This is a genomic window from Rhodospirillaceae bacterium (assembly GCA_016722635.1).
In the GTDB taxonomy this organism is placed as follows: Bacteria; Pseudomonadota; Alphaproteobacteria; order JAEUKQ01; family JAEUKQ01; genus JAEUKQ01.
The window spans coordinates 528,038-551,729 of the sequence record JADKIX010000010.1 but is presented as its reverse complement, the minus strand read 5'-3'; the positions used below and the strand labels follow the sequence as shown (position 1 = coordinate 551,729).

Sequence of the window (23,692 nt, the reverse complement as noted above, 5' to 3'; positions counted from 1 at the left end):
ATGAAACATCTACTCGGCTGCGGTTGCAGTCGTTTTCACGCTGACTACAGATTTGCCATCATAATGACCGCAAGAGGCACAAATGTGATGGGGTTTTTTCATCTCTCCGCAATTTGAGCATTCCACCGCCATGACAAGTGATAATGCGTCATGCGCACGCCGCATGTTTCGCCGTGATTTTGATGTTTTCTTTTTAGGAACTGCCATAATATAAAACTTTCTAAGATATAATAGTTACTCAAGATTGAAGAAATTGTTTGCCATTTTTAGCGAAAAGATTGTTTTTATACAAGCTTAAACAGGTAGTTTTTAAAAAATCTTTTCGTTTCAACCCGTTGGCTCCATGATCTTCTTCATATCTAGCCAGATTATCATATCCTCCTGAAGACAAACAACAACATTTATTATTTTAGTCATCGTTGGTTAACCTTTTATATCAGGGAATAAATTTCATTTGGCCCGTTGGCCATCTATAATTTGGCATTTCGTTAATTGTATGTTATAGGTAAAAGTGGGGATAAGCAGTGATACGACTGCTTAATAATAATGAAAGGTATAAGTTATGAAAAAAATATTTCTCAGTTTTTTAATGGTTGTTGCGGTATCTTCGCTTACAGCCGCTTGTACGAGTAACCCTCGCGATAATGGCCAATATAAAGTATTTTCAAGCCAATAATTGAAAGACGATCCATATAGTATATATATTTACCGTCTTATTTTACTAAGAAAGCCGCATTTGCCTTATCCGCGGCTTTTTTATTTGTCTTTATTTATCCCTTAATCTTCTATACCGGGATACAAATCAACCTCATCGGAAAACTCCTGCACCACAATTTCTCCGATGTCCAGTTCACCGTCGATAACCCAGTTTTTTAGCAGTTCCAGACTGTCCTCCTCAATATTGTCAATGGTATGATCCCTTTCTTTTACAAAGGTAACAACAAATTCTTTGTTAACTGCTTTAGCAATTGGTTGAAGGGTTTTAACATTTTTTTGTTGGAAATCCGCTACAAGATGGCCCTTGATTTCCAAATCACGTTGGGCGGTATATCCTACAGATAGTTTAGCCTCTAATTTACTGATTTTAAAAAGATCAAACCGCTTTGCTAACAAATTCATCTCGTCGGAATTTGCTTTAATTGTACGTTCCATAGGCTTTTGGTGTAATTGATCAAGCGCCAGCAAGCGGCTGAATTCGTTTTTAATAACCATCGTTTCCTTCCATTTATTTTATATTTTTTATACCATTGGCCAAATAAAATTGCCACTTACCAATTGATCATCCGTCATATTTTTTAATATTTCGCTTGCATCCAAGATATAATGATACGCTTTGTCAATCTGTTCGGGGGAAGGTGCAGAAGCGCCAAAAAAATTACGTGTTAATGCCTCAAGAAATAAAGATGGTTGACCCCAAGATTGATCATAAGCATGAAACCTGCCATACGCACCCTTCACCATAAATCGAACTTGTTTGCCTAATTTCTTATCCCCTACCCCTATTTCTTTAAGGCTTAGATCAAAATCAGTAATCAAGGAATCAAAAATCCCTTGGCTGATTTTCTTCGCTTGTTGGTTAGTGGTATTTCGTAATCTTTGCAAAATTAACCAAGTATGCAGCACTAATACTTCATATCGTCCGTCAATAGTATCAGGAATAGAAAAAGCTTGATATATTTCTACAGAACGACTTTGCCCTATAATCATTTGATATAAATGACCGATTTGTTGCTGATGAAGGCGAATGCGGCGCCAAAAATTAATCATTTTTCTTTAACTATCTTACTATTAGTGTTCTGTTGCTATTTCTACTGTTCGATTTATTTCTTCTTGCCTGGATAATGGGTTGGGAGGTATAAGCAAGACAACATCTTTAACATAATTGCACTGAAGGTAACATGAAACAAAAATATTCTTTTCCGTTAACTCTATGCACCCTGACTTTAACAAGCTTGTTATACGCCTGTAATCCAAGGATTGACGTACGAGGCAATCTGATTGATCCCCAAGATATCGCAGCGGCTCAAAGTGAAAAGCTTTCAAAAAATGATATCTTAAGGCGTTTTGGATCGCCCACCAACGTGGCCACTTTTTCTTCCGAACGCTGGTATTATGTGGGTGGTAAGACTTCAAGTTTGGCCTTTTTCCGCCCCAAATTAATTGATCAGCAAGTTGTTGCTGTTGCCTTCGATAAGAACGGCTTGGTTAGCAAAATTAATGTGTATCGTTTAGAAGACGGAAAAATTATTGATCCGGTCAAGAGGACTACCCCAACCGAAGGTCAAGAATTAACTTTCTTGCAACAACTCTTAGGTAATTTAGGAAAATTTACAAAACCTTAAAAATTTTAATTGTTTTTTTTTAGTCTCAGAATAAGCAATCGTCAAGCAATGCTCTTTTAAAATTAAAAACCGAGTAGTTAGATAAAAAACCCCCTTTGTTTTTTTCAAAGGGGGTTTTCCTGCATTCAATAGCAGCTGATTAGCGAGCTAAGACCGCCAACAGTAACAAAGCAACAATATTAATAATTTTAATCATCGGGTTAATTGCTGGTCCCGCTGTATCCTTGTACGGATCACCAACGGTATCACCCGTTATGGCTGCCTTATGAGCAGCCGAGCCCTTGCCCCCATGTTGGCCGGATTCAATGTATTTCTTAGCATTATCCCAAGCGCCACCACCTGATGTCATTTGAATGGCTACAAATAACCCGGTCACGATGGTGCCAAGCAACATGGCCCCTAAGGAAGTTAGGGCTTCCACTTGCCCAATGGTGCCGTAAATAACAAAATATAAAACTACAGGCGCTAACACCGGCAATAAGGATGGGATAATCATTTCCTTAATAGCAGAACGGGTTAACAAATCCACTGCACGCTTATAATCTGGCTTTGCCGTACCTTCCATAATACCCGGTATTTCCTTAAATTGCCTACGCACTTCAACGACCACCGATCCGGCTGATCTTCCCACCGCCATCATGCCCATTGCCCCGAATAAGAAGGGCAAAATGCCACCGATAAATAAGCCGATGACCACATAGGGATCTTGCAGGACAAATTGTATCGAAAGATTTGGAAAATAATGATGTAGATCTTCCGTATACGCACCAAATAGAACCAACGCCGCCAAGCCAGCTGAACCGATTGCATATCCCTTGGTAACCGCTTTGGTGGTGTTTCCGACAGCATCCAAGGCATCGGTTGTGTGACGAACATCTTCTGGCAGGTTGGACATTTCGGCAATACCGCCCGCATTATCCGTGACAGGGCCATATGCGTCCAAGGTCACAATCATTCCGGCCAACGCCAACATGGTCGTGGCAGCAATCGCAATACCAAACAATCCGGCCAAAATATAAGACCCAATGATAGCTGCAGAAATGATCAGAACTGGTAACGCACATGCTTCCATCGATATGGCCAATCCCTGGATCATATTGGTGGCATGGCCAGTTGTTGATGCTTTGGCAATGGAACGGACAGGCCGGTAATTGGTTGCGGTATAATATTCTGTTACCCAAACCAATAAACCTGTGACAAGCAAACCGATCAAACTACAGCCAAATAATTTTAGACCGGTGATGGTGATTGAACCGATTTGATATTGTGTATCAAAACCCAATTGCCACCATAATAAACCGGCTATAAGAACTGCCGATATGACTCCTGTAGCGACCAATCCCTTATACAAGGCTTGCATAATTTTTTGCTTGCGTCCCAAACGGATAAAAAACACCCCGACAACAGACGCCAAAATACAAGCGCCGCCAATTAAAAGCGGCAACAACATCATTTGTTCTTGCAACACAGGATCTATAAAGAAAATAGATGCCAATAACATCGTTGCTACCATTGTTACGGCATATGTTTCGAAAAGATCAGCAGCCATCCCAGCGCAATCCCCCACATTATCTCCCACATTGTCAGCAATAACAGCGGGGTTACGCGGATCATCCTCGGGAATTCCAGCTTCAATTTTACCCACCAAATCGGCGCCCACATCCGCACCTTTGGTAAATATTCCACCACCTAACCGCGCAAAAATAGAAATGAGAGAAGCCCCAAAACTAAGGGCAACCAACGCTTCAATAACCTGACGACCGGTTAAATCCTGTTGTTTCAATAGCATATAATAACCAACCACACCCAAAAGGCCCAAACCAACAACCAACATACCGGTGATCGTACCTGCTTGAACAGCAACCTTCAAAGCTGGCGCCAATCCATGGCGTGCGGCCTCCGCTGTCCTGACATTCGCCCGAACAGAAATGTTCATGCCGATATACCCAGCAACCCCGGACAAAATTGCACCCACGGCAAATCCAATGGTTACATATTGCCCTAAAGCCCAATAAAGACCAGCCCCAATGACAATGCCAACTAGAGCAATGGTTAAATATTGGCGGTTCAGATAAGCACGGGCACCTTCTTGAATAGCTGCCGCAATTTCTCTCATCCGCTCATTGCCGGTATCGGCTTTCATAATTACGATTGTCGCATAAATACCATAAGCCAAGGCAATTAAGCCGCAACCTATGATAATACTATAAGCTGTTGTCATTATTTGTGTTCTTTCTTTTTGGTTGCAAAGCAATCAACCTTGTAAATTAAAACGTATGAAACTAAACCTCATGGATTTTGTTTTCCTCGAGAATTGCCCTCTCGTCAAGAGTGCAAATAAGATTTTCTTTCATATAAATGTGATTATTTTGCTGAAAGCGCCTCTGATGACTTTAGGAAGCCTATTTATCCCAGCTAACTTTCAAGATGATTTGAAATAATCAGCTAAAATGATGGGTGAGCGATGAGAATTATTTAGCGATTATAGACTAAATATCTGTTGGCAATTTAAGATTATTTTTAACGTGTTCTAACATGTTTTTACGGGTAAGTGCCTAGATCAGAAACCCCTTAAAATTGCAAAAAAGTTTTTCAAGGAACTTTCTGAACATTTGACAAAAAGTGATCTTCATGAAATTTGGGCGCGACATTATTACTTAAAATAACACGCGCCCATTTTTCTAAAGACCCTCAACTCTCCTATTCGGCAGGTTGTGCTATCGACGGGATCGTTGTTGGCTGTAGGACACCCCCCTTATCACGCTCTGCAGCAAGCTTACGCATCTTTTCGATCGTGCCGCCTGTTCCCGCTGGCACCAATCGGCCGACAATCACGTTTTCTTTCAAGCCGATCAATCGATCAACCTTACCTGCAACTGCTGCTTCGGTTAAAACACGCGTTGTTTCTTGGAAAGAAGCCGCTGAAATAAATGAACGTGTTTGCAGACTGGCTTTGGTAATCCCTTGCAGAACTGCCTTAGCTTCCGCAAGACGACCACCTGCTTTTAAGGCCTTATCATTTTCTTCTTCAAATTCCTGATGATCAACTTGTTCACCACTTAAGAAAGTTGTCTCGCCAGGGTCAGTGATTTCCACTTTTTGTAACATTTGGCGAATGATCACTTCAATATGCTTATCGTTAATTTTAACACCCTGTAACCGATAAACTTCCTGAATTTCATTAATCAGATAATTTGCAAGCTCCTCAACCCCCACAACACTTAAGATGTCATGCGGAACTGGGTTACCATCCATCAAGAGATCGCCCTTTTGAATAAGATCCCCTTCCTGGACACTGACATGACGCCCTTTAGGAATCAGGTACTCCAGCGGTTGTTGTGTGGGATCGGTCGGCACAATCAAAATACGTCTTTTGGTTTTATAATCCTTACCAAATTCAACGCGGCCATCGATTTCACTGATAATCGCATGGTCTTTTGGACGGCGTGCCTCAAACAATTCTGCAACCCTCGGTAATCCCCCGGTAATATCGCGCGTCTTCATGCTTTCCCGTGGGATACGTGCCAAAACATCTCCGGCTTTTACCGCTGTCCCATCTTCAATGGAAAGAATGGCATCGGCTGATAAGAAATATCTGGCTTCCATCCCATTGGACAAGGTTAAAGGCTGGCCTTTTTTATTACAGATCACAATCCTCGGGCGAAGTTCACCACTCCTTGGTTGCTGTTTCCAATCCACAACCACACGACTGGCAATCCCTGTTGTTTCATCCACGATTTCACGGAAGGTCGTGCCTTCCACCAAATCGACATATTTAACTATTCCTTCTTGTTCCGTAATAATGGGCAAAGTATAAGGATCCCATTCGGCCAATTTTGTCCCTTTGGTAACCACCGCACCGTCCTTGACAAGCAACCTTGCCCCATACGGCACCCGGTGGCGAGCACGCTCCCGGTTGGCCTGATCTAACATGACAATTTCAGCATTTCTGGTCATAACAATTGCCGTCTTTTTTCCTGCGCTTGCCGCGTTCTGTTGGCGGATCACCACTGTCCCGTCCAATACCGCTTCAACACTGGATTGTTCGGCACCACGCTGTGCCGCTCCGCCAATGTGGAAAGTCCGCATGGTAAGCTGCGTACCTGGCTCACCGATTGACTGCGCGGCAATCACACCCACTGCTTCGCCAATATTCACTTTTGTGCCACGGGCTAAATCACGCCCATAACATTGTGAGCAAAGTCCGAATTTCGTTTCACAAGTAAGGGCAGAGCGAATTTTAATTGTTTCAACCCCCGCCCGATCAACTAATTCGACTATCCGTTCGTCAAACATTGTTCCTGCTGATATAATTACTTTGCCGGACAAGGGATCAATAACGTCAACGGCTGCAACCCTTCCTAAAATACGTTCAATCAAGGATGAAACCACATCGCCACCTTCAACCAACGCTTTAACCGTTAAGCCTTTAGTGGTATGACAATCGACTTCGGTAATAATTGCATCTTGGGCAACATCAACCAATCGGCGGGTCAAATAACCGGAGTTAGCTGTTTTTAAAGCAGTATCCGCTAGTCCCTTCCGTGCCCCGTGGGTAGAGTTAAAGTATTCAAGAACCGTTAAACCTTCCTTGAAATTTGAAATAATCGGAGATTCAATGATCTCTCCAGATGGTTTAGCCATTAAGCCGCGCATACCAGCCAGCTGTTTAATCTGTGCAGCCGATCCGCGCGCACCTGAATGGGCCATCATATAAACGGAGTTAATCTGGGCGCCTTTGGCATTTTCTGACATAGCTTTCATCATTTCTTCAGCCACCCGTTCCGTACAGCTGGACCAAACGTCAACCACCTTATTGTATTTTTCACCTTGGGTGATTAAGCCGTCTTGGTATTGCTGCTCATATTCCTTAACTTTTGTCCGGGCATCGGCAACCAACTTGGTTTTCGATTTGGGAATGATTAAATCATCTTTACCGAATGATATGCCCGCCTTACAGGCATAGCTGAAGCCTAGTGCCATCAGCCTATCAGCAAATATAACGCATTCTTTTTGCCCACGATGGCGGTACACAGCCTCAAGAACGTTCGCTATATCTTTTTTAGTTAGCAACCTGTTGGTTAATTCCAAGGGCAATTCTGGATGCTCAGGAATTAACGTATTGACAAATAACCGGCCTGCGGTCGTTTGAATTAATTTGTTAATCTCTTGGCCATCTTTACCCTTAGTCTTAATCCGAACTTTAATAGGGGCATGCAAGCTGATCGCTTTCGCCTCAAGAGCTTGAACAACTTCTGAGGGTGTGCTGAACGCCTTGCCTAAACCTGGTTCATCTTTCCGGCCTTCCATCGTTAAGTAATAGATACCCAAAACAATGTCTTGGCTTGGCACAATGATGGGTTTACCATTGGCTGGTGATAAAATATTGTTGGTTGACATCATCAGCACGCGAGCTTCCAACTGTGCTTCTAACGATAAAGGCACATGGACAGCCATCTGGTCCCCGTCGAAGTCAGCGTTGAAAGCCGTGCAAACCAAGGGGTGCAACTGAATAGCTTTACCCTCAATTAATACGGGCTCAAATGCTTGGATTCCCAAGCGATGCAAAGTAGGCGCCCTATTCAAAAGGACGGGATGTTCGCGGATAACTTCTTCTAAAATATCCCAAACTTCCGGTCGCTCTTTTTCGACCATCCGGCGAGCAGCCTTAATAGTGCTGGCGTAGCCATATAATTCGAGTTTGGCATAAATAAATGGTTTGAATAATTCCAAAGCCATTTTTTTAGGCAACCCGCATTGATGCAATTTTAACTCAGGACCAACCACGATAACAGAACGGCCAGAATAATCCACCCGCTTACCAAGCAAGTTTTGCCGGAACCGACCTTGTTTTCCCTTTAGCATGTCCGCTAAGGATTTAAGCGGCCGTTTATTGGCGCCCGTAATGACGCGCCCTCTCCGGCCATTGTCAAACAAAGCATCGACCGATTCTTGCAACATACGTTTTTCATTGCGGACAATAATATCCGGCGCCCGCAATTCGATCAGCCGCTTTAACCGATTATTACGGTTAATGACCCGACGATACAAATCATTTAGGTCAGAAGTGGCAAACCGCCCCCCATCCAAGGGAACCAGCGGCCTTAATTCTGGCGGGATCACGGGGATAACTTCTAAAATCATCCATTCGGGTTTTGTATTGGAATCTAAAAAGGCTTCGGCCAGTTTTAACCTTTTAACCAGCTTTTTCCTCTTCGCTTCCGAACTGACATCTTTCAGTTCAACCCGCATTTGCTCATATTCACTCTTCAAGTCAATCGCCATCAGCATGGTACGTATGGCTTCCGCACCAATACCGGCTTGAAAATTATCCGCACCGAACTCATCTTGGGCGGTCATAAATTCTTCTTCACTGAGCATCTGATGCTGGCGCAAAGAAGTAAGCCCTGGTTCTATCACCACATAATTTTCGAAATAAAGGACTTTTTCCAAATCCTTCAGTGTCATATCCAAGAGCAACCCGATGCGACTTGGCAACGATTTCATTAACCAAATATGTGCCACAGGTGAAGCCAGCTCAATATGGCCCATGCGTTCACGGCGAACTTTAGATAAAGTTACCTCAACCCCGCACTTTTCACAAACAATCCCGCGGTATTTCATCCGTTTGTATTTACCGCAAAGACACTCATAATCCTTGATCGGCCCAAAAATACGCGCACAAAACAACCCGTCTTTTTCAGGTTTGAAAGTCCGGTAATTAATAGTTTCCGGTTTCTTTATTTCTCCAAAAGACCAAGAACGCACCTGTTCCGGATTAGCAATTGAGATCCTAATTTCATCAAAGCTTTGCGGACGGTTAACTTGTCCCAAAACATTCATCACTTGGTTCATTATATGATATCCTTGATCATTATTGCATTATAAACAAATTAACTATCCTGGTTTAGTTCAATATTTAAGCCTAATGAACGCAACTCCTTCACCAAAACGTTGAATGATTCAGGTATCCCGGCCTCGAAATTATCATCCCCTCGAACAATGGCTTCATAAGCCTTCGTCCGGCCGGAAACGTCATCAGATTTAATGGTCAACATTTCTTGCAATGTATAAGCCGCCCCGTATGCTTCCAAGGCCCATACTTCCATTTCCCCAAAGCGTTGGCCGCCAAATTGCGCCTTACCACCTAAAGGTTGCTGGGTTACTAAGCTGTAGGGTCCGATCGAGCGGGCGTGGATCTTATCGTCAACCAAATGGTGTAGTTTCAACATATAAATATAACCGACGGTTACTTTACGGTCGAATGACTCCCCCGTTCGCCCATCAATCAAGGTAACCTGACCTGAGCGATCTATGCCAGATTGCTCAAGCATAGTCACAATATCTTCTTCGCGGGCCCCATCGAAAACCGGTGACGCAATTGGTATGCCGCCGCATAAACGCGTTGACATTTCTAACAACTGTTCATCTTTCAAATCTTCAATAGAACTTTTGAAAATGGTTGAACCATAAATTGATTTGAGCTTTTTGCGCAATTCTTCGGCCTTATTGGTTAGGTTATAATTATTAACCAAAGCGGCAACCTGGCGTCCTAAATTCGCACAAGCCCAACCTAAATGGGTTTCAAGGATTTGACCAACGTTCATACGGCTTGGCACCCCTAAAGGATTCAGCACAATATCAATCGGTGTTCCATCTTCCAAATAAGGCATATCCTCAACAGGGATAATTTTTGAAACCACCCCTTTATTCCCATGTCGGCCAGCCATTTTATCACCGGGCTGAATCTTACGCTTTACCGCCACAAAAACTTTCACCATCTTCATCACACCGGGTGGCAATTCATCCCCCCGCTGCAATTTTTCAACCTTACTGTTAAAGCGTTTTTCTAAAGCCCCAATGCTTTCTTCAAACTGACCTCTGATAGCCTCAATTTCCGCCATCTTCTTGTCGTTTTTAATGCCGATGGCACGCCATTGGCCTTCGGTAAAATCCTTGAGTACTTTATCCGTGATCTTGGTTTCCACCTTAAGCCCCTTGGGGCCGCTAACAACAACCTGGCCCAGCAACAACTCTTTCAGTTGGCTGTAGAAACTGCGCTCTAAAATTCCCTTTTCTACATCCCGGTCTTTGGCAAAATGCTCGATCTCTGCCCTTTCAATGGCCATGGCACGTTCATCTTTCTCAATACCACGCCGCGAGAAAATACGCACCTCAACAATCGTCCCAGAAACACCGGGAGGCAACCTTAAAGACGTATCACGAACGTCGGAAGCTTTTTCGCCGAAAATGGCACGCAACAATTTTTCTTCCGGTGTCATGGGGCTTTCACCTTTCGGTGTAACTTTGCCCACTAAAATATCACCCGGCTTTACTTCGGCACCGATATATACCACACCAGCTTCGTCCAGGTTTCTCAAAGCTTCTTCACCCACATTGGGGATATCACGGGTGATATCCTCTTGGCCCAATTTGGTATCGCGTGCCATTACTTCAAATTCTTCCATATGGATTGAAGTGAGGACGTCATCTTTGACTAACCGTTCAGAAACCAAGATGGAATCTTCAAAATTATATCCTTGCCAGGGCATAAAAGCACAAAGGATATTGCGCCCGAGTGCCAATTCACCATCTTGGGTGGAAGGACCATCGGCAATCGTATCACCGGCGGCAACCTGATCACCCACCTTCACCAATGGTTTTTGGGTAATACAAGTGCTTTGGTTGGAGCGCTGGAATTTCAACAAATTGTAAATATCCACACCAGGGCTGTCATAATTGCCTTTTTCACTGGCCTTTACCACAATACGGATGGCATCAACCTGATCCACGATACCTGCACGCTTTGCTACAATGGTTGCTCCGGAATCGCGGGCAACCTGCCCTTCCATCCCTGTACCCACCAAAGGGGCGTCTGTTTGCAACAAGGGTACGGCCTGACGTTGCATGTTGGAACCCATCAGCGCCCGGTTAGCGTCATCATTTTCCAAGAAGGGGATGAGAGCGGCCGCGACCGAAACCAATTGTTTGGGTGAAACGTCAATATAGGAGATATCTGCCGGGCGACGCAGGACGAAATCGTCCCCACAACGACATTGGACCAAGTCATCAATTAAACGCCCCTTGCTGTCCAATTTAGCATTGGCCTGGGCAATCACGTGGTTACCCTCTTCCATCGCCGAAAGGTAAACAATTTCTTGACCAACGATTGCGCCGTTCTCGACCTTGCGGTAAGGCGTTTCAATAAAACCATACTGGTTAACACGGGCGTATGTTGCCAAACTGTTAATCAGCCCGATATTCGGACCCTCCGGCGTTTCAATAGGACAAATACGCCCATAATGGCTGGGATGTACGTCACGCACCTCAAAACCAGCGCGTTCCCGGGTTAACCCCCCTGGCCCTAAAGCAGAAAGACGCCGTTTGTGGGTAATTTCCGACAATGGATTGGTTTGGTCCATAAACTGGGATAATTGTGAAGAGCCAAAAAATTCGCGGACAACCGCAGCAACAGGCTTCGCATTGACAAGGTCATGCGGCATGACCGTATCAATCTCGACCGAACTCATGCGTTCGCGAATGGCCCGCTCCATCCTCAACAACCCAATACGATATTGGTTTTCAAGCAACTCACCGACAGAGCGGATACGACGATTGCCCAAATGATCAATGTCGTCTATTTCGCCGCGCCCATCCTTCAGTTCCAGCATCGTTTTAACGATAGCCAGAATATCCTCTTTCCTCAAAATACGAACCTGGTCATCCGTTTTAAAATTCAAACGTGCATTCATCTTGACCCGGCCGACAGCCGAAAGATCATACCGTTCAATATCAAAAAACAGATTTTGGAATAAAGTGTGGGCAGCATCTAATGTCGGTGGCTCACCGGGGCGCATGACGCGGTACACATCCAACAACGCTTCTTCGCGCGTCCGGTTACGGTCGGCAAACAAGGTATTGCGCAAATAAGGACCAACATTGATATGATCAATGGCTAAAGTGGAAATTTCTTGTACACCTGCTTTTTCAAGCTTTGCCAATACCTCTTCCGTTAGTTCTTCGCCAGCTTCGACGTAAATCTCACCCGTGGCCTCATTAATAAGATCTGCCCCAACATATTTACCCACCAACTCAGCAGGGATTACCAGTTGATTTTTAACACCTGATTCTTCTAGTTTTTTAAGAACACGGGGAGTAATCTTGGCACCTGCTTCAGCCAAAACTTCCCCATTAGCGGCATTAACAAAATCATGGGTTAATTTTGTCCCCTTTAATTGCTGAGGATTAAAAGCGGTTTGCCAACCCTTCTTTTTATTGCGAGTATATACAATTTGGCTGTAGAAAGTTTGTAAAATTTGTTCCGGCGTCATCCCCCCAAAACGAATATCCTGTTCGTCTGGAGTCTTACCTTGTGCAACAATTTCTTCAACCTGATCATTCCACAAGGACATCAAAAAGGTTGCCGCTGACAATTTGCGCCGCCGGTCAATGCGCACGAATAACATATCTTTCGCATCAAACTCAAAATCCAACCAAGAGCCGCGATAAGGAATAACACGGGCACCAAACAAATACTTGCCTGAAGAGTGGGTTTTTCCGCCATCATGATCAAAGAAAACGCCAGGCGAGCGATGCATTTGGCTAACAATAACACGTTCTGTGCCATTAACGATAAAGGTACCCTTATTCGTCATCAACGGCATGTCGCCCATATATACTTCTTGTTCTTTGATGTCACGAATGGAGCGAGCCCCCGTATCCTCCTCTATATCCCAAACAATCAAGCGCAAGGTAGTTTTCAAAGGGGCCGCAAAAGTCATCCCCCGTTGCTGGCATTCATCCACGTCATATTTCGGTTCATCAAATTCATACTGCACAAATTGCAATTCTGAACGACCGGCAAAATCATTAATCGGAAAAACGGATTTAAAAACCTCCTGCAAACCTATGTCTTGGCGGTTTTCCGGTTTGATATGGATCTGAAGGAACTGATCATAAGAATTTTTTTGCATTTCGATAAGATTTGGCATCGTCACAATTTCGGGGATACGCCCAAAATTTTTCCGAACGCGCCTACGACCAGCTAATGTTTTTGTCATGTGGATGATCCCGTCTGCTTAGCAATAATAAAAACTGATGATAAAATATGGTGAAACGTCTCTGTCCAGCGTCATACCTAAAAAATTTCAATCCTTAACACTATTATTCCTTGATATTATAATTTCTCCGCTTCACCTCGCCCTTAAATATGAAGCGGATAACCTGAGAAAAGTGTTGTCTCTTCCGATACTAATTGGCCTTACGAAAGCATATACTGCGAATAATGAAGTATTTTTACGAAGTAATGGAAATTAGCCTAAAGACGCTGACACGTCTATAAGCTAATTTTTTTATTTTTTATTTTAATAGAAGGTTGGTAGAATGACTTTATCTGATTCTACCAATCCTCTCTATCAGCCTTATTTCAGTTCAATCTTAGCGCCAGCATCTTCAAGTTTCTTTTTCAAATCCTGAGCTTCCGCTTTATTGACGCCTTCTTTAATATTCTTCGGCGCGCCTTCAACCAGGTCTTTTGCTTCTTTTAAGCCCAAGCCCGTAATGGCACGCACTTCTTTAATCACGTTGATTTTATTGGCGCCAGCATTTACCAATACAACCGTAAAGTCTTCTTTTTCAGCAGCAGGGGCTGCAGCTGCAGCACCAGCTGCAGGACCGGCCGACATCACTTGAGCAGCAGCAGAAACACCCCATGCTTGCTCCAGTTTTTTGCTTAATTCGGCCGCTTCTAATACGGTTAATTTCGATAAATCGTTTACCAATTGCTGTAAATCAGCCATTTCTGTCTCCTTAAACTTCTATTGATTATAAATGATATTAGGCTGCCTGTTCTTTTTTGCTGTAAGCCTGGACAACACGTGCCATCTGAGATGCAGGTGCCTGCAATACAGTGGCCAAACGCGTGGCAGGTGTTTGCAACATGCCAAGAATTCGAGCCCGTAGTTCGTTAAGCGACGGCAAGGTAGAAAGCGTTTTAACAGCCTTCTCATCCAACAACTGACCATCCAAACAACCCCCAACAATCTTTAATTTAGGATTGCTGCTTGCATAAGCCATAATAGCTTTGGCAACTGCAATAGGTTCTTCGGCGCAAATCAGCGCGGTTGGGCCCTTGAATATAGATTTCGCTACTTCAAACTTTGTTCCTTCCAAGGCGATACAGGCTAACCTATTTTTGGCAACTTTATAAGTCGCTCCCGATTTACGTACAACCTTACGTAAATCAGTAACCTCTGCAACGGTTAAACCGGCATTATGCGTTACCAAAACAACACCTGCCTTATTTAACGATTGTCGCAAAGATTCGACCAGTTCTTCTTTTTCTGTTCGATTCACTGATACTTCTCCAAAGGTTATGTTAAACCACCCGGCTTAACATGGTTAGCTGCGAATTTCCTTCATAAAAAACTGAAGGAAACATTTTGTCACCTGTCCTGGAAGTTTAAGAGACAACATGGCCATCAAAAGATGTTTCATGGTTTCTTGCTTCTTTCTCCTATGCCGGGAAAATTAAGTCAGTTATCAACAATCAATGACACCAACCCCTGCAGTCTTTGGACAGGAAGACGGTTGAAAAAATTTCTTAATTCAACCATTCCCGGGTTTCCCCGGGAAACTTTGTCCCCGCATCAATCTTGATACGGTAAAATCCTTAAGCATCCTGTACGCTAGATAATTCAAGTTTTAAACCAGGCCCCATCGTGGAACTGATCGAAATCTTGCGCACATAACTGCCTTTTGTCCCAGATGGCTTTGACCGTTGAATGGCCGCCACAAAAAACTTAATATTTTGGTTAAGGGCTTGCTCCGTAAAGCTAGCCTTACCAATACCGGCATGCACAATCCCTGTTTTCTCAGCACGAAATTCTACTTGGCCACCCTTAACAGCCCTTACAGCCTGCGCCACATCAGCGGTTACAGTACCTAATTTAGGATTTGGCATCAACCCACGTGGCCCTAAAACTTTTCCCAGTTTTCCTACAACACCCATCATATCGGGCGTTGCAATACAACGATCAAAATCAATTTGGCCTGCCAACACTTTTTCAGCCAAATCATCTGCACCCACAATGTCGGCACCCGCTTCCAATGCTTGCTTCGCTTTATCAGGCTTGGCAAAAACAGCCACCCTAACTTGCTTACCAGTCCCGTTGGGCAGCTGAACCACCCCACGTACGGATTGCTCTGCTTGACGCGGATCAACGCTAAGATTCATAGCAATTTCGACTGTTTCATCAAATTTAGCTGAAGCCGTTTTCTTTAAAATTTTAATCGCCTCATCTAACGCATAAGATTTATTGCGATCAACCAATCCATAAGCTTTTGTTAGTCTTTTCCCTACAAACGCCATTATCCATTACTCCACAATCTGAATGCCCATTGAACGTGCTGACCCCTTAACCATGGATATGGCCGCTTCTAAATCATTTGCGTTCAGATCAGCCATTTTCTTTTTGGCAATTGCACGAACTTCATCAATTGCAACCTTACCAACAACCGTTTTACCAGTGGTTTGCGAACCTTTTTCCAAACCCGCAGCTTTTAGCAAGAAATAGCTGACGGGCGGTGTCTTCATTACAAAAGTAAATGATTTATCGGAAAAGCACGTAATGACAACTGGAATTGGCATCCCAGCTTCCATCCCTTGTGTCTGTGCATTAAAATTCTTGCAGAATTCCATAATATTTAAGCCACGCTGCCCTAATGCAGGGCCAATCGGCGGCGATGGGTTTGCTTTACCCGCCGGAACTTGCAATTTAATATAACCAACGATTTTTTTTGCCATTTTAAACTCCAATCATAAGGCCAACAACAAAGCCAGATTTTATTGTTAAACATAGAAAGTGGCGGTCAGCAACTCTGGCCAAGTCTCCCGCCGAATATTGTTAATTTCTCTGATACTAAACTTTTTCCACTTGTGAATATTCAAGCTCCACCGGCGTCGAACGACCGAAAATCGACACAGCGACCCGCAAGCGGTTTTTTTCCAAATCAACCCCCTCCACCATCCCACTAAAGGTTGTGAAAGGCCCATCTGTCACTCGCACCTGTTCGCCAATCTCAAAAGAAACAGAATGTTTAGGCCGCTCAACACCCTCTTTCATTTGAGTCAAGATACGCATTGCCTCATCTTCAGAAATAGGGGAAGGACGATCCCTACTACCCAAGAAACCCGTGACTTTTGGGGTGCTTTTGACCAAATGCCAGGTTTCGTCACTGAGATCCATTTTAATCAGGACATAGCCCGGAAAAAATTTGCGTTCCGCACTAACTTTCGCCCCCCTACGGACCTCAATCACTTCTTCCGTGGGAATCAAAATTTCTGCAAACTTATCTCGCATATCCTTTTTTTGGGCCTGCTCCTGAATAGAAGCAGCAACTTTCCGCTCAAACCCCGAATATACATGGATGACATACCAACGCAACGCCACAAGCGCACTCCTTAACTTTTCTGTTTAACCGATAATCGATCCGATAACATAAGCAAATAGCTGATCTGCCAAAAAAAAGAAAAGCGACGCCACTACAGTTAAAACCACAACCATTAAGGCTGTGATCAGGGTTTCACGCCTTGTTGGCCAGGCAACTTTTTTTGTTTCTTGAACGACTTGTCGATAGAATTGTAACAATTTCATTGGATCTACCAGTATATTTGAAAACTTGGTTTTTTTGGCAGACTTAACAAGATAAGTCAAGGGAAAACAATCACCCATTAATCTTTTACTGCAATTATCAATTGCTTACATTTAAATGCCAAAAATACAACGTCAACGGATCAGCATGGTATAAAACTAATTCCCACGCTATTCCCGCCCCGATACTTGATTTTAAGGTGGCAGGAGTGGAGGGAGTCGAACCCCCAACCCCCGGTTTTGGAGACCGGTGCTCTAGCCAATTGAGCTACACTCCTAAAAAAAAACAAGACGGTGAAGGATCAATTCACAACCCCTCACCGTCTTACAAGAGTTAATTATTCGACGATTTTGGTGACGACACCGGCACCAACAGTCTTGCCGCCCTCACGGATAGCAAAACGCAACCCCTCATCCATGGCAATCGGCGCAATCAACTGCACATCCACCGCTATATTATCACCCGGCATCACCATCTCCGTACCAGCAGGCAACTGCACCACTCCCGTCACATCCGTCGTCCGAAAGTAAAATTGCGGCCGGTAATTCGTAAAGAACGGCGTATGACGCCCGCCCTCTTCTTTCTTTAAAATATACGCCTCCGCCTTAAATTTCGTGTGCGGCGTAATCGACCCAGGCTTCGCCAATACCTGCCCACGCTCCACATCCTCTCGCTTCGTCCCGCGCAACAACGCCCCCACATTGTCCCCTGCCTCTCCACTGTCCAACAACTTCCGGAACATCTCAACTCCCGTCACTGTCGTCTTAACCGTATCCTTCAACCCGATAATCTCCACTTCCTCCCCTACCTTCACAACACCCCGCTCAATTCGCCCTGTCACCACCGTCCCTCGCCCAGAGATCGAAAACACATCCTCAATCGGCATCAAAAATGCCTTGTCCTTCGGACGCACAGGCTGCGGAATATACGTGTCAATCGCTTCCATCAACTTCAGTATCGCTTCCTTCCCAAGCTGCGGATTAGTCCCATTCACCGCACTCAACGCAGACCCTCGCACAATCGGTATCTTGTCCCCAGGGTAGTTATAATGCGTCAATAAATCCCTAATCTCCAATTCCACCAAGTCCAATAACTCCGGATCATCCACCTTGTCCACTTTGTTCAAAAATACCACCAACGCCGGCACACCCACCTGCCGCGCCAATAATATATGTTCACGTGTCTGCGGCATCGGCCCGTCTTCCGCTGATACCACCAATATCGCCCCGTCCATCTGCGCCGCACCCGTTATCATGTTCTTCACATAATCCGCATGCCCAGGACAGTCCACATGCGCATAGTGCCGCCCCTTCGTCTCATATTCCACATGCGACGTCGCAATCGTCAATATCTTCGTCGGATCCCTCCGCCCCTGCGACTCAGACGCCTTCGCTACCTCATCATACGCCACATACTTCGTCTTCCCATATACCTCCGCAGAGATCTTCGTCAACGCCGCAGTCGTCGTCGTCTTACCATGATCAACGTGCCCTATCGTCCCTACGTTACAGTGCAACTTCGTCCGCTCAAATCTCGCTTTCGCCATCTCTTCTCATCCTTTAAATTATTCAATTTAAAATATTTACTGCCTGTGATAAAAACCATATTCCCTGACGGAGAATACACCTTACCCGTTTCTAGAATATCTGATGGGTAAACAACTTTCTGTCAAGCCATAAATAACCAGATTTTATTTGATCGCCAACGGTTTTTATAAAAACAAAACACCCCCTTATCTACGGGAATTGGCTTTCATCCATTGTGTTGGAGCGGGTGACGGGAATCGGACCCGCGTAACCAGCTTGGAAGGCTGGGACTCTACCATTGAGCTACACCCGCATGTCAGAGCATTTTTTACCTGTTTTATTTTTACTAGTCAAAACAAAAAATCGTTTTATGATAAAGCTTTCATAAAAATCGGTTTTTATCATCCCACTTACCAGATTTTTTCTTAGCTGAAGCACCTAGGACAACAAAAAATTGCTGCAGGATCTTTTTGGGCGATCATTTCCTTATTTAAGGCTTTCCATAACGGATTCCTGCAATTTTCGCTGTAGGTATTGTTTGCCTAATGGATATGAGAATAAGGGCAAACAACAATTTTTAACAGTGGATGAAATTAGTAGGTTAGTGCGTGGATTCGCGGCTTTAGGAGTTTGGAAAATTCGTTTAACAGGGGGAGAGCCAACTATCCGTACGGACTTACCTCATATCATTGAAGCCATCCGTTCTATCCCCCAAATTACCCACATTGCCCTAACCACCAATGGATATAATTTATTACAAAAAGCCGTTTTATATTATGAAGCAGGCGTGCGTTATTTAAACGTCAGCATCGATTCGCTTGACCCCAAAAAATTCCAAGAAATCACCGGCCAAAACAAATTGCTGGAAATCCTGGAGGGCATTGATTTGGCAAAAAAGATAGGGTTCCAAAAAATTAAAATAAATGCGGTTCTAATGAAAGAGTATAACGACCAAGACATCAGCCAATTCATAGAATGGGTTAGAAATAGATCTTTCAGCATCCGTTTTATTGAATTGATGGAAACCGGCCATACAAAAGAATTTTTTCAAAAACACCATGTATCTGGCCAAGTGGTTGAAGATTTCTTATTAAATAGCGGTTGGCAGGAAATCCCCCGGGCAGTTGCGGCTGGCCCTGCCCGCGAATTTTCACACCCTAAATTTCAAGGAACCATTGGGCTAATTACCCCTTACGGAAAGAATTTTTGCGCGAGTTGTAACCGTTTGCGGGTAAGCGCTAAGGGTGGGCTACAATTATGCCTTTTCGGTGATGGGCGTCATGACTTAAGACCATTGTTGCAACATGATGACCAGTTATCTGCCCTACAAAAAGCCATTATCGGCGCCTTAAACCTAAAAGAAGAAACCCACCGTTTGCAACAGGGTCATACCGGTATTACGCCGCACCTTGCTTCAATCGGAGGATAAGTACTATGCCTGAGGAAAATACCGCTGCCTATAAATGATTGATGTTGGAGATAAGCAGGCAACCTTTCGCCAAGCAGTGGCCACCGGCTATATCACCCTTAGCCCTCATGTTTTTAAGCAGGTGGTCGAACGCCGCCTGCCTAAGGGAGATGCTTTGATTTTAGCAGAAATTGCTGGCATCCAAGCAGCCAAGATGACCGCCCAGTTAATTCCCCTATGCCATCCCTTACCCATCGAAAAAATAAAGGTTTGGCTAAAACCGGACCGCAACAATTCTTCTATCCATGCCTATGGCCTGGTGCGTACCCATTATAAAACTGGCGTGGAAATGGAGGCATTGCAAGCCGTATCCGGTGCTCTATTAACGGTTTATGATTTAACCAAAATGTTGGATAGCCTTTTAGTGATTCATCAGATTAAATTGATATATAAAGAGGGCGGGAAAAATGGCTTGTGGCAGAATCAGGAATATGTTCCACAGTGGTTGAAGCCAGAAATAGAAAAAAGATAATTTAAATTCCAGCCCCCCCCCGTGCCAATTTTTATTCCCACAGAACTTGATAATACAAATTGCCCACTCCATATAAAATGGCAGTCACAAAAATGAAAGGATACATATTGGTCGGTTTATTTGACCCTCTTAAAATTGGCGAGCTAACCATTCCCAATCGTATTATCATGGCCCCGTTGACCCGCAGTCGAGCAGGACAAGAACGTATCCCCAATGCGTTGATGGCTAAATATTACCAGCAACGCGCCTCAGCCGGTTTAATTATAGCGGAGGCCACGTCGATCTCCCCGATGGGGGTTGGCTATGCAGATACCCCTGGAATTTGGTCATCTGCCCAAATCGAGGGCTGGAAATTAACAACACAAGCCGTTCATCAGGCACAAGGGCGCATTTTTCTGCAATTGTGGCATGTAGGCCGTATTTCTGATCCCATTTTTTTAAACGGGAAATTACCGGTTGCCCCCAGTGCCATCGCCGCCCCCGGCCATGTTAGCCTGCTGCGGCCACAACGGCCGTATGTTGTCCCGAGGGCTTTGGAACCCAAGGAAATACCCGATATTATCGAATCATACCGGCAAGCGGCTTATAACGCTAAAGTCGCTGGATTTGATGGGGTTGAAATTCATGGGGCCAACGGTTATCTGCTTGATCAATTTTTGCATGAAAGCACCAACCAACGTCATGATCGTTATGGTGGTTCCCTTGAAAATCGCGCCCGTTTGATGCTGGAGGTAACGGATGCCGCAATCTCCGTTTGGGGAGCCAAGCGGGTTGGGGTACATCTGTCTCCCCGCAGCGATAAATTACCCGATGAAGACACGCATTTGGTTGAAACTTTCCGCTATGTCGCCGCAGAATTAGGCAAACGCCAAATTGGCTTCATTTTTGTTCGCGAATCCTTAAAAGAAGGTCGGTTGGGGCTTGAAATCAAAAAAGCTTTCGGTGGTGTTTATATAGCTAATCAAAAAATTACCAAAGAACTGGCTGAGCACGCTTTAAAAAACAACCAGGCAGATGCCGTAGCATTTGGTAACTTATTCATCTCTAATCCTGATTTACCCCGTCGCTTTTCATTGAATGCACCTTTAAACCCATCCGACCCTGCGACTTTTTATACCCCTGGGGCCAAGGGATATGTTGATTATCCAGCTTTACAAGGAACATTTGATGAAACCCGGATTAATTAGCTATCACGATGCCCTGGGGATTATCCAACAACAATCGCGCTTATCGCTAACGGAAACGCTTCCTTTAGCAAAAGGCCGAGGGCATTTTTTGGCAGAAGAGTTCAAGGCACCTTTTCCCCTGCCTCGCTTTATCAATGCTGGCCTGGATGGATTTACTTTAGTATCCAGCCATACCCATGCGGCCTCAACCACTAACCCTATTTCCATTCCGGTGGTGGGCACCGTTACAGCCGGACAAAGTGTATCACCACCACCCTTTCGCACCCCAAAAGCTTTTGAAATTAATACCGGGGCCCCTTTGCCTGCAGGGTATGATACAGTGCTACCGGTTGAGGAAGCCATTTATTCTCCAACCCCTTCCCCTCACCTAACCATCAGCACAGCTTTAAAGGCTTCACAGAATGTTCGCCAAGTCGGCAGCGATGTGAAGACAGGACAATTTTTGTTGTCTAAAGGTCAGCCCTTACATGCAGCTGAATTGGCTGTTCTAGCAGCGTTTGGGCAAGACACCGTGAAAACGTCAATGATGCCAACCCTGCATTTTCTGGCAACGGGTGATGAGTTGCTATCTTCCCCCCACCAGGCAATGGCAGGTGGTAAAATCTACAACAGCAGTTTGCCAATGATTGATTGTTTATGTGCTGAATTATCCTTGCCCTTCAAGGCCTATCCACCGATGGCCGACCGGGCGGAATTATGGCAGCAAAATATTGAAAAAATTATCCTTAAGGAAAAACCCGGTCTGATTATTACAACCGGCGCTGTTTCCAAAGGTAAATATGATCTGATCCCCTCCACAATTGAGAATATGGGGGGGGAAGTTTTATTCCATGGTGTGGCTATCCGCCCCGGGAAACCCATCTTATTTGCCGAATTACCAAATGGCCATTATTTTTTCGGCCTGCCGGGCAACCCGGTTTCAACCGTGATCGGTTTTCGTTTTTTTATTCTGCCGTTTTTAAGGCATTTGCTAGGACAACCTCAAGAACAGCCCTTAACTGCCGTGCTTACCAATGATTATCATAAAAATAGCCGCTTGAAACAGTTCTTAAAGGCTTACGGGGCTGTTGATAATCAGGCACAGTTCAAGGCAGAAATTCTTGCGGGGCAAGAATCTTTCAAAATTCAGCCTTTACTTAAAACCAACGGCTGGATTATAGCCGATGAAAGCGATAATGTTTTATCAGCAGGCATGAAAAAAGGATTTTATCCTTGGCTGCCTGCCTTTATATAAAATAGAATTAACGTATTTATATGCACCAATTATACCTAATAAAATTCTTTTCTTTCAGTAAATCATTCAACAATTTATCATCGATCATGATATCAGCCGTTATTTCGTGAGTTTCTCCCCGCATTAATTCTTCTAAGCCTTTAGGATTACCGAAACCAATCTGTTTGGCTTTATTAACTATCTCTTGAACATATTGTTGGGCTTTAACCGCTGCATCATATTCTCTACCACAAGATTCCAAAGCACCTTTTAAAAGTCTGGGCAGTTTTAATTTTTTTTCCACTATCAAGTAAACAGCTGCATGATTAGCATTTACCGGCAAATCAGGAATAATCACCTCAAAAGTACCCGCATCGATAACGCGAACGATTTTCCAGGTAGATCCATAAATTTTTGCGTTGGCAGGTATGACGCCAAAACCTAACAAAAAGAAAAGGGCTAGAAAAATTCTTAAAGTCCAGAATTTTTTATTGATAGCACTTGAAATCAAAGGTGCTGGCAGCGGCACATGCGAAAGTTAAATGGCATCCCTCAACAACATTTCAATACTCCAAAAATACAGTTGAACCTACTCAACCAATGGATTAAGACTAGACAGATAACCTAAACATCTATCCCAGCCCCTAAATTAATTTTTTCAGCGACCTAAGTTTTATTTGGTTGGCAATGAAATTTGGTAAATCTTAATCCCTAATTTTTCACTGATCTGCCCTGAATTTTTAGGCAGCATCAATTGGTCTAGTTCTGCTTTGGATAATTCGACCATAGGTTTTGTTAACCCAATCAGCAATTGTCCTTGCGAAAAAGCCAC

Annotated in this window: 20 protein-coding genes and 2 tRNA genes; 5 read left to right on the top strand and 17 right to left on the bottom strand. The window is 44.1% G+C overall.

Annotation, left to right across the window (positions count from 1 at the left end; translation table 11 throughout):
* Positions 1 to 9: 9 nt before the first annotated feature.
* The 3 genes from rpmF to IPP67_06975 all read right to left on the bottom strand — a co-directional run bounded on the left by rpmF (position 10) and on the right by IPP67_06975 (position 1,767).
* The gene (gene rpmF / locus IPP67_06985; GenBank protein MBL0338898.1) at positions 10 to 207 is read right to left on the bottom strand and encodes a 50S ribosomal protein L32; all 198 of its coding nucleotides are present in this window, start codon (positions 205 to 207) and stop codon (positions 10 to 12) included.
* 570 nt (positions 208 to 777) lie between these two features.
* A complete protein-coding gene (locus tag IPP67_06980; protein ID MBL0338897.1) occupies positions 778 to 1,212 on the bottom strand; it encodes a hypothetical protein in 435 nt (144 codons plus the stop codon).
* Between the two features lie 27 nt (positions 1,213 to 1,239).
* Positions 1,240 to 1,767, bottom strand: a complete 528-nt coding sequence (locus IPP67_06975) for a ubiquinol-cytochrome C chaperone family protein (protein ID MBL0338896.1) — start codon at positions 1,765 to 1,767, stop codon at positions 1,240 to 1,242.
* A 131-nt stretch (positions 1,768 to 1,898) separates the two neighbouring features.
* Between IPP67_06975 and IPP67_06970 the strand changes: the two genes are divergently transcribed.
* A complete protein-coding gene (locus tag IPP67_06970) occupies positions 1,899 to 2,342 on the top strand; it encodes an outer membrane protein assembly factor BamE (GenBank protein MBL0338895.1) in 444 nt (147 codons plus the stop codon).
* A gap of 139 nt (positions 2,343 to 2,481) precedes the next feature.
* On the opposite strand, the gene IPP67_06965 is transcribed toward IPP67_06970, so the two are convergent.
* From IPP67_06965 to IPP67_06910, 12 genes are all read right to left on the bottom strand, one after another.
* The gene (locus tag IPP67_06965) at positions 2,482 to 4,563 is read right to left on the bottom strand and encodes a sodium-translocating pyrophosphatase (protein MBL0338894.1); all 2,082 of its coding nucleotides are present in this window, start codon (positions 4,561 to 4,563) and stop codon (positions 2,482 to 2,484) included.
* Positions 4,564 to 5,042: 479 nt separating this feature from the next.
* Positions 5,043 to 9,197: a DNA-directed RNA polymerase subunit beta' gene (rpoC, locus tag IPP67_06960; GenBank protein MBL0338893.1), complete on the bottom strand. Its 4,155-nt coding sequence runs from the start codon at positions 9,195 to 9,197 to the stop codon at positions 5,043 to 5,045.
* Positions 9,198 to 9,235: 38 nt separating this feature from the next.
* Positions 9,236 to 13,402, bottom strand: coding sequence for a DNA-directed RNA polymerase subunit beta (rpoB, locus tag IPP67_06955; GenBank protein ID MBL0338892.1), 4,167 nt, complete (start codon positions 13,400 to 13,402; stop codon positions 9,236 to 9,238).
* Positions 13,403 to 13,762: 360 nt separating this feature from the next.
* Complete coding sequence (rplL, locus tag IPP67_06950; GenBank protein ID MBL0338891.1) at positions 13,763 to 14,140, bottom strand: 50S ribosomal protein L7/L12; 378 nt, start codon at positions 14,138 to 14,140, stop codon at positions 13,763 to 13,765.
* A gap of 37 nt (positions 14,141 to 14,177) precedes the next feature.
* Entirely contained in the window at positions 14,178 to 14,696 is a 519-nt protein-coding gene (gene rplJ, locus IPP67_06945) for a 50S ribosomal protein L10 (GenBank protein ID MBL0338890.1), read from the bottom strand.
* A 316-nt stretch (positions 14,697 to 15,012) separates the two neighbouring features.
* Positions 15,013 to 15,711 carry a 50S ribosomal protein L1 gene (gene rplA / locus IPP67_06940; GenBank protein ID MBL0338889.1) on the bottom strand — a complete coding sequence of 233 codons (699 nt, stop codon included), beginning with the start codon at positions 15,709 to 15,711 and terminating at the stop codon, positions 15,013 to 15,015.
* A 6-nt stretch (positions 15,712 to 15,717) separates the two neighbouring features.
* Positions 15,718 to 16,146 carry a 50S ribosomal protein L11 gene (rplK, locus tag IPP67_06935; protein ID MBL0338888.1) on the bottom strand — a complete coding sequence of 143 codons (429 nt, stop codon included), beginning with the start codon at positions 16,144 to 16,146 and terminating at the stop codon, positions 15,718 to 15,720.
* Positions 16,147 to 16,261: 115 nt separating this feature from the next.
* Positions 16,262 to 16,792, bottom strand: coding sequence for a transcription termination/antitermination protein NusG (nusG, locus tag IPP67_06930; protein MBL0338887.1), 531 nt, complete (start codon positions 16,790 to 16,792; stop codon positions 16,262 to 16,264).
* A gap of 24 nt (positions 16,793 to 16,816) precedes the next feature.
* Positions 16,817 to 16,996: a preprotein translocase subunit SecE gene (secE, locus tag IPP67_06925; GenBank protein MBL0338886.1), complete on the bottom strand. Its 180-nt coding sequence runs from the start codon at positions 16,994 to 16,996 to the stop codon at positions 16,817 to 16,819.
* A 198-nt stretch (positions 16,997 to 17,194) separates the two neighbouring features.
* Positions 17,195 to 17,271: transfer RNA gene (locus IPP67_06920), tRNA-Trp, on the bottom strand.
* Between the two features lie 60 nt (positions 17,272 to 17,331).
* The gene (tuf, locus tag IPP67_06915; protein MBL0338885.1) at positions 17,332 to 18,540 is read right to left on the bottom strand and encodes an elongation factor Tu; all 1,209 of its coding nucleotides are present in this window, start codon (positions 18,538 to 18,540) and stop codon (positions 17,332 to 17,334) included.
* A gap of 219 nt (positions 18,541 to 18,759) precedes the next feature.
* Positions 18,760 to 18,833 (bottom strand) — tRNA-Gly (locus IPP67_06910).
* A gap of 141 nt (positions 18,834 to 18,974) precedes the next feature.
* Between IPP67_06910 and moaA the strand changes: the two genes are divergently transcribed.
* From moaA to IPP67_06890, 4 genes are all read left to right on the top strand, one after another.
* Positions 18,975 to 19,949, top strand: a complete 975-nt coding sequence (gene moaA / locus IPP67_06905; protein ID MBL0338884.1) for a GTP 3',8-cyclase MoaA — start codon at positions 18,975 to 18,977, stop codon at positions 19,947 to 19,949.
* Between the two features lie 34 nt (positions 19,950 to 19,983).
* Positions 19,984 to 20,460: a cyclic pyranopterin monophosphate synthase MoaC gene (gene moaC / locus IPP67_06900; GenBank protein ID MBL0338883.1), complete on the top strand. Its 477-nt coding sequence runs from the start codon at positions 19,984 to 19,986 to the stop codon at positions 20,458 to 20,460.
* A 107-nt stretch (positions 20,461 to 20,567) separates the two neighbouring features.
* A complete protein-coding gene (locus IPP67_06895; GenBank protein ID MBL0338882.1) occupies positions 20,568 to 21,647 on the top strand; it encodes an alkene reductase in 1,080 nt (359 codons plus the stop codon).
* A complete protein-coding gene (locus tag IPP67_06890) occupies positions 21,628 to 22,881 on the top strand; it encodes a molybdopterin molybdotransferase MoeA (protein MBL0338881.1) in 1,254 nt (417 codons plus the stop codon). Before IPP67_06895 ends, IPP67_06890 begins: the two co-directional genes overlap by 20 nt.
* A 16-nt stretch (positions 22,882 to 22,897) precedes the next feature.
* Here IPP67_06890 and IPP67_06885 read toward each other — a convergent pair whose 3' ends face one another.
* Together IPP67_06885 and IPP67_06880 are read right to left on the bottom strand one after the other, a co-directional pair.
* Positions 22,898 to 23,371, bottom strand: coding sequence for a hypothetical protein (locus tag IPP67_06885; GenBank protein MBL0338880.1), 474 nt, complete (start codon positions 23,369 to 23,371; stop codon positions 22,898 to 22,900).
* 162 nt (positions 23,372 to 23,533) lie between these two features.
* The gene (locus IPP67_06880; GenBank protein MBL0338879.1) at positions 23,534 to 23,692 is read right to left on the bottom strand and encodes a hypothetical protein; all 159 of its coding nucleotides are present in this window, start codon (positions 23,690 to 23,692) and stop codon (positions 23,534 to 23,536) included.

What these genes read in the sequence shown, in the direction of transcription:
- IPP67_06890 (MBL0338881.1), top strand. Translation starts at nt 21,628, where the DNA reads ATGAAACCCGGATTAATTAGCTATCACGATGCCCTGGGGATTATCCAA.
- rpoB (MBL0338892.1), bottom strand. Translation starts at nt 13,402, where the DNA reads ATGACAAAAACATTAGCTGGTCGTAGGCGCGTTCGGAAAAATTTTGGG.
- IPP67_06965 (MBL0338894.1), bottom strand. Translation starts at nt 4,563, where the DNA reads ATGACAACAGCTTATAGTATTATCATAGGTTGCGGCTTAATTGCCTTG.
- IPP67_06980 (MBL0338897.1), bottom strand. Translation starts at nt 1,212, where the DNA reads ATGGTTATTAAAAACGAATTCAGCCGCTTGCTGGCGCTTGATCAATTA.
- IPP67_06970 (MBL0338895.1), top strand. Translation starts at nt 1,899, where the DNA reads ATGAAACAAAAATATTCTTTTCCGTTAACTCTATGCACCCTGACTTTA.
- rplA (MBL0338889.1), bottom strand. Translation starts at nt 15,711, where the DNA reads ATGGCGTTTGTAGGGAAAAGACTAACAAAAGCTTATGGATTGGTTGAT.
- IPP67_06975 (MBL0338896.1), bottom strand. Translation starts at nt 1,767, where the DNA reads ATGATTAATTTTTGGCGCCGCATTCGCCTTCATCAGCAACAAATCGGT.
- rpoC (MBL0338893.1), bottom strand. Translation starts at nt 9,197, where the DNA reads ATGAACCAAGTGATGAATGTTTTGGGACAAGTTAACCGTCCGCAAAGC.
- moaC (MBL0338883.1), top strand. Translation starts at nt 19,984, where the DNA reads ATGATTGATGTTGGAGATAAGCAGGCAACCTTTCGCCAAGCAGTGGCC.
- rplL (MBL0338891.1), bottom strand. Translation starts at nt 14,140, where the DNA reads ATGGCTGATTTACAGCAATTGGTAAACGATTTATCGAAATTAACCGTA.
- rplK (MBL0338888.1), bottom strand. Translation starts at nt 16,146, where the DNA reads ATGGCAAAAAAAATCGTTGGTTATATTAAATTGCAAGTTCCGGCGGGT.
- rpmF (MBL0338898.1), bottom strand. Translation starts at nt 207, where the DNA reads ATGGCAGTTCCTAAAAAGAAAACATCAAAATCACGGCGAAACATGCGG.
- tuf (MBL0338885.1), bottom strand. Translation starts at nt 18,540, where the DNA reads ATGGCGAAAGCGAGATTTGAGCGGACGAAGTTGCACTGTAACGTAGGG.
- secE (MBL0338886.1), bottom strand. Translation starts at nt 16,996, where the DNA reads ATGAAATTGTTACAATTCTATCGACAAGTCGTTCAAGAAACAAAAAAA.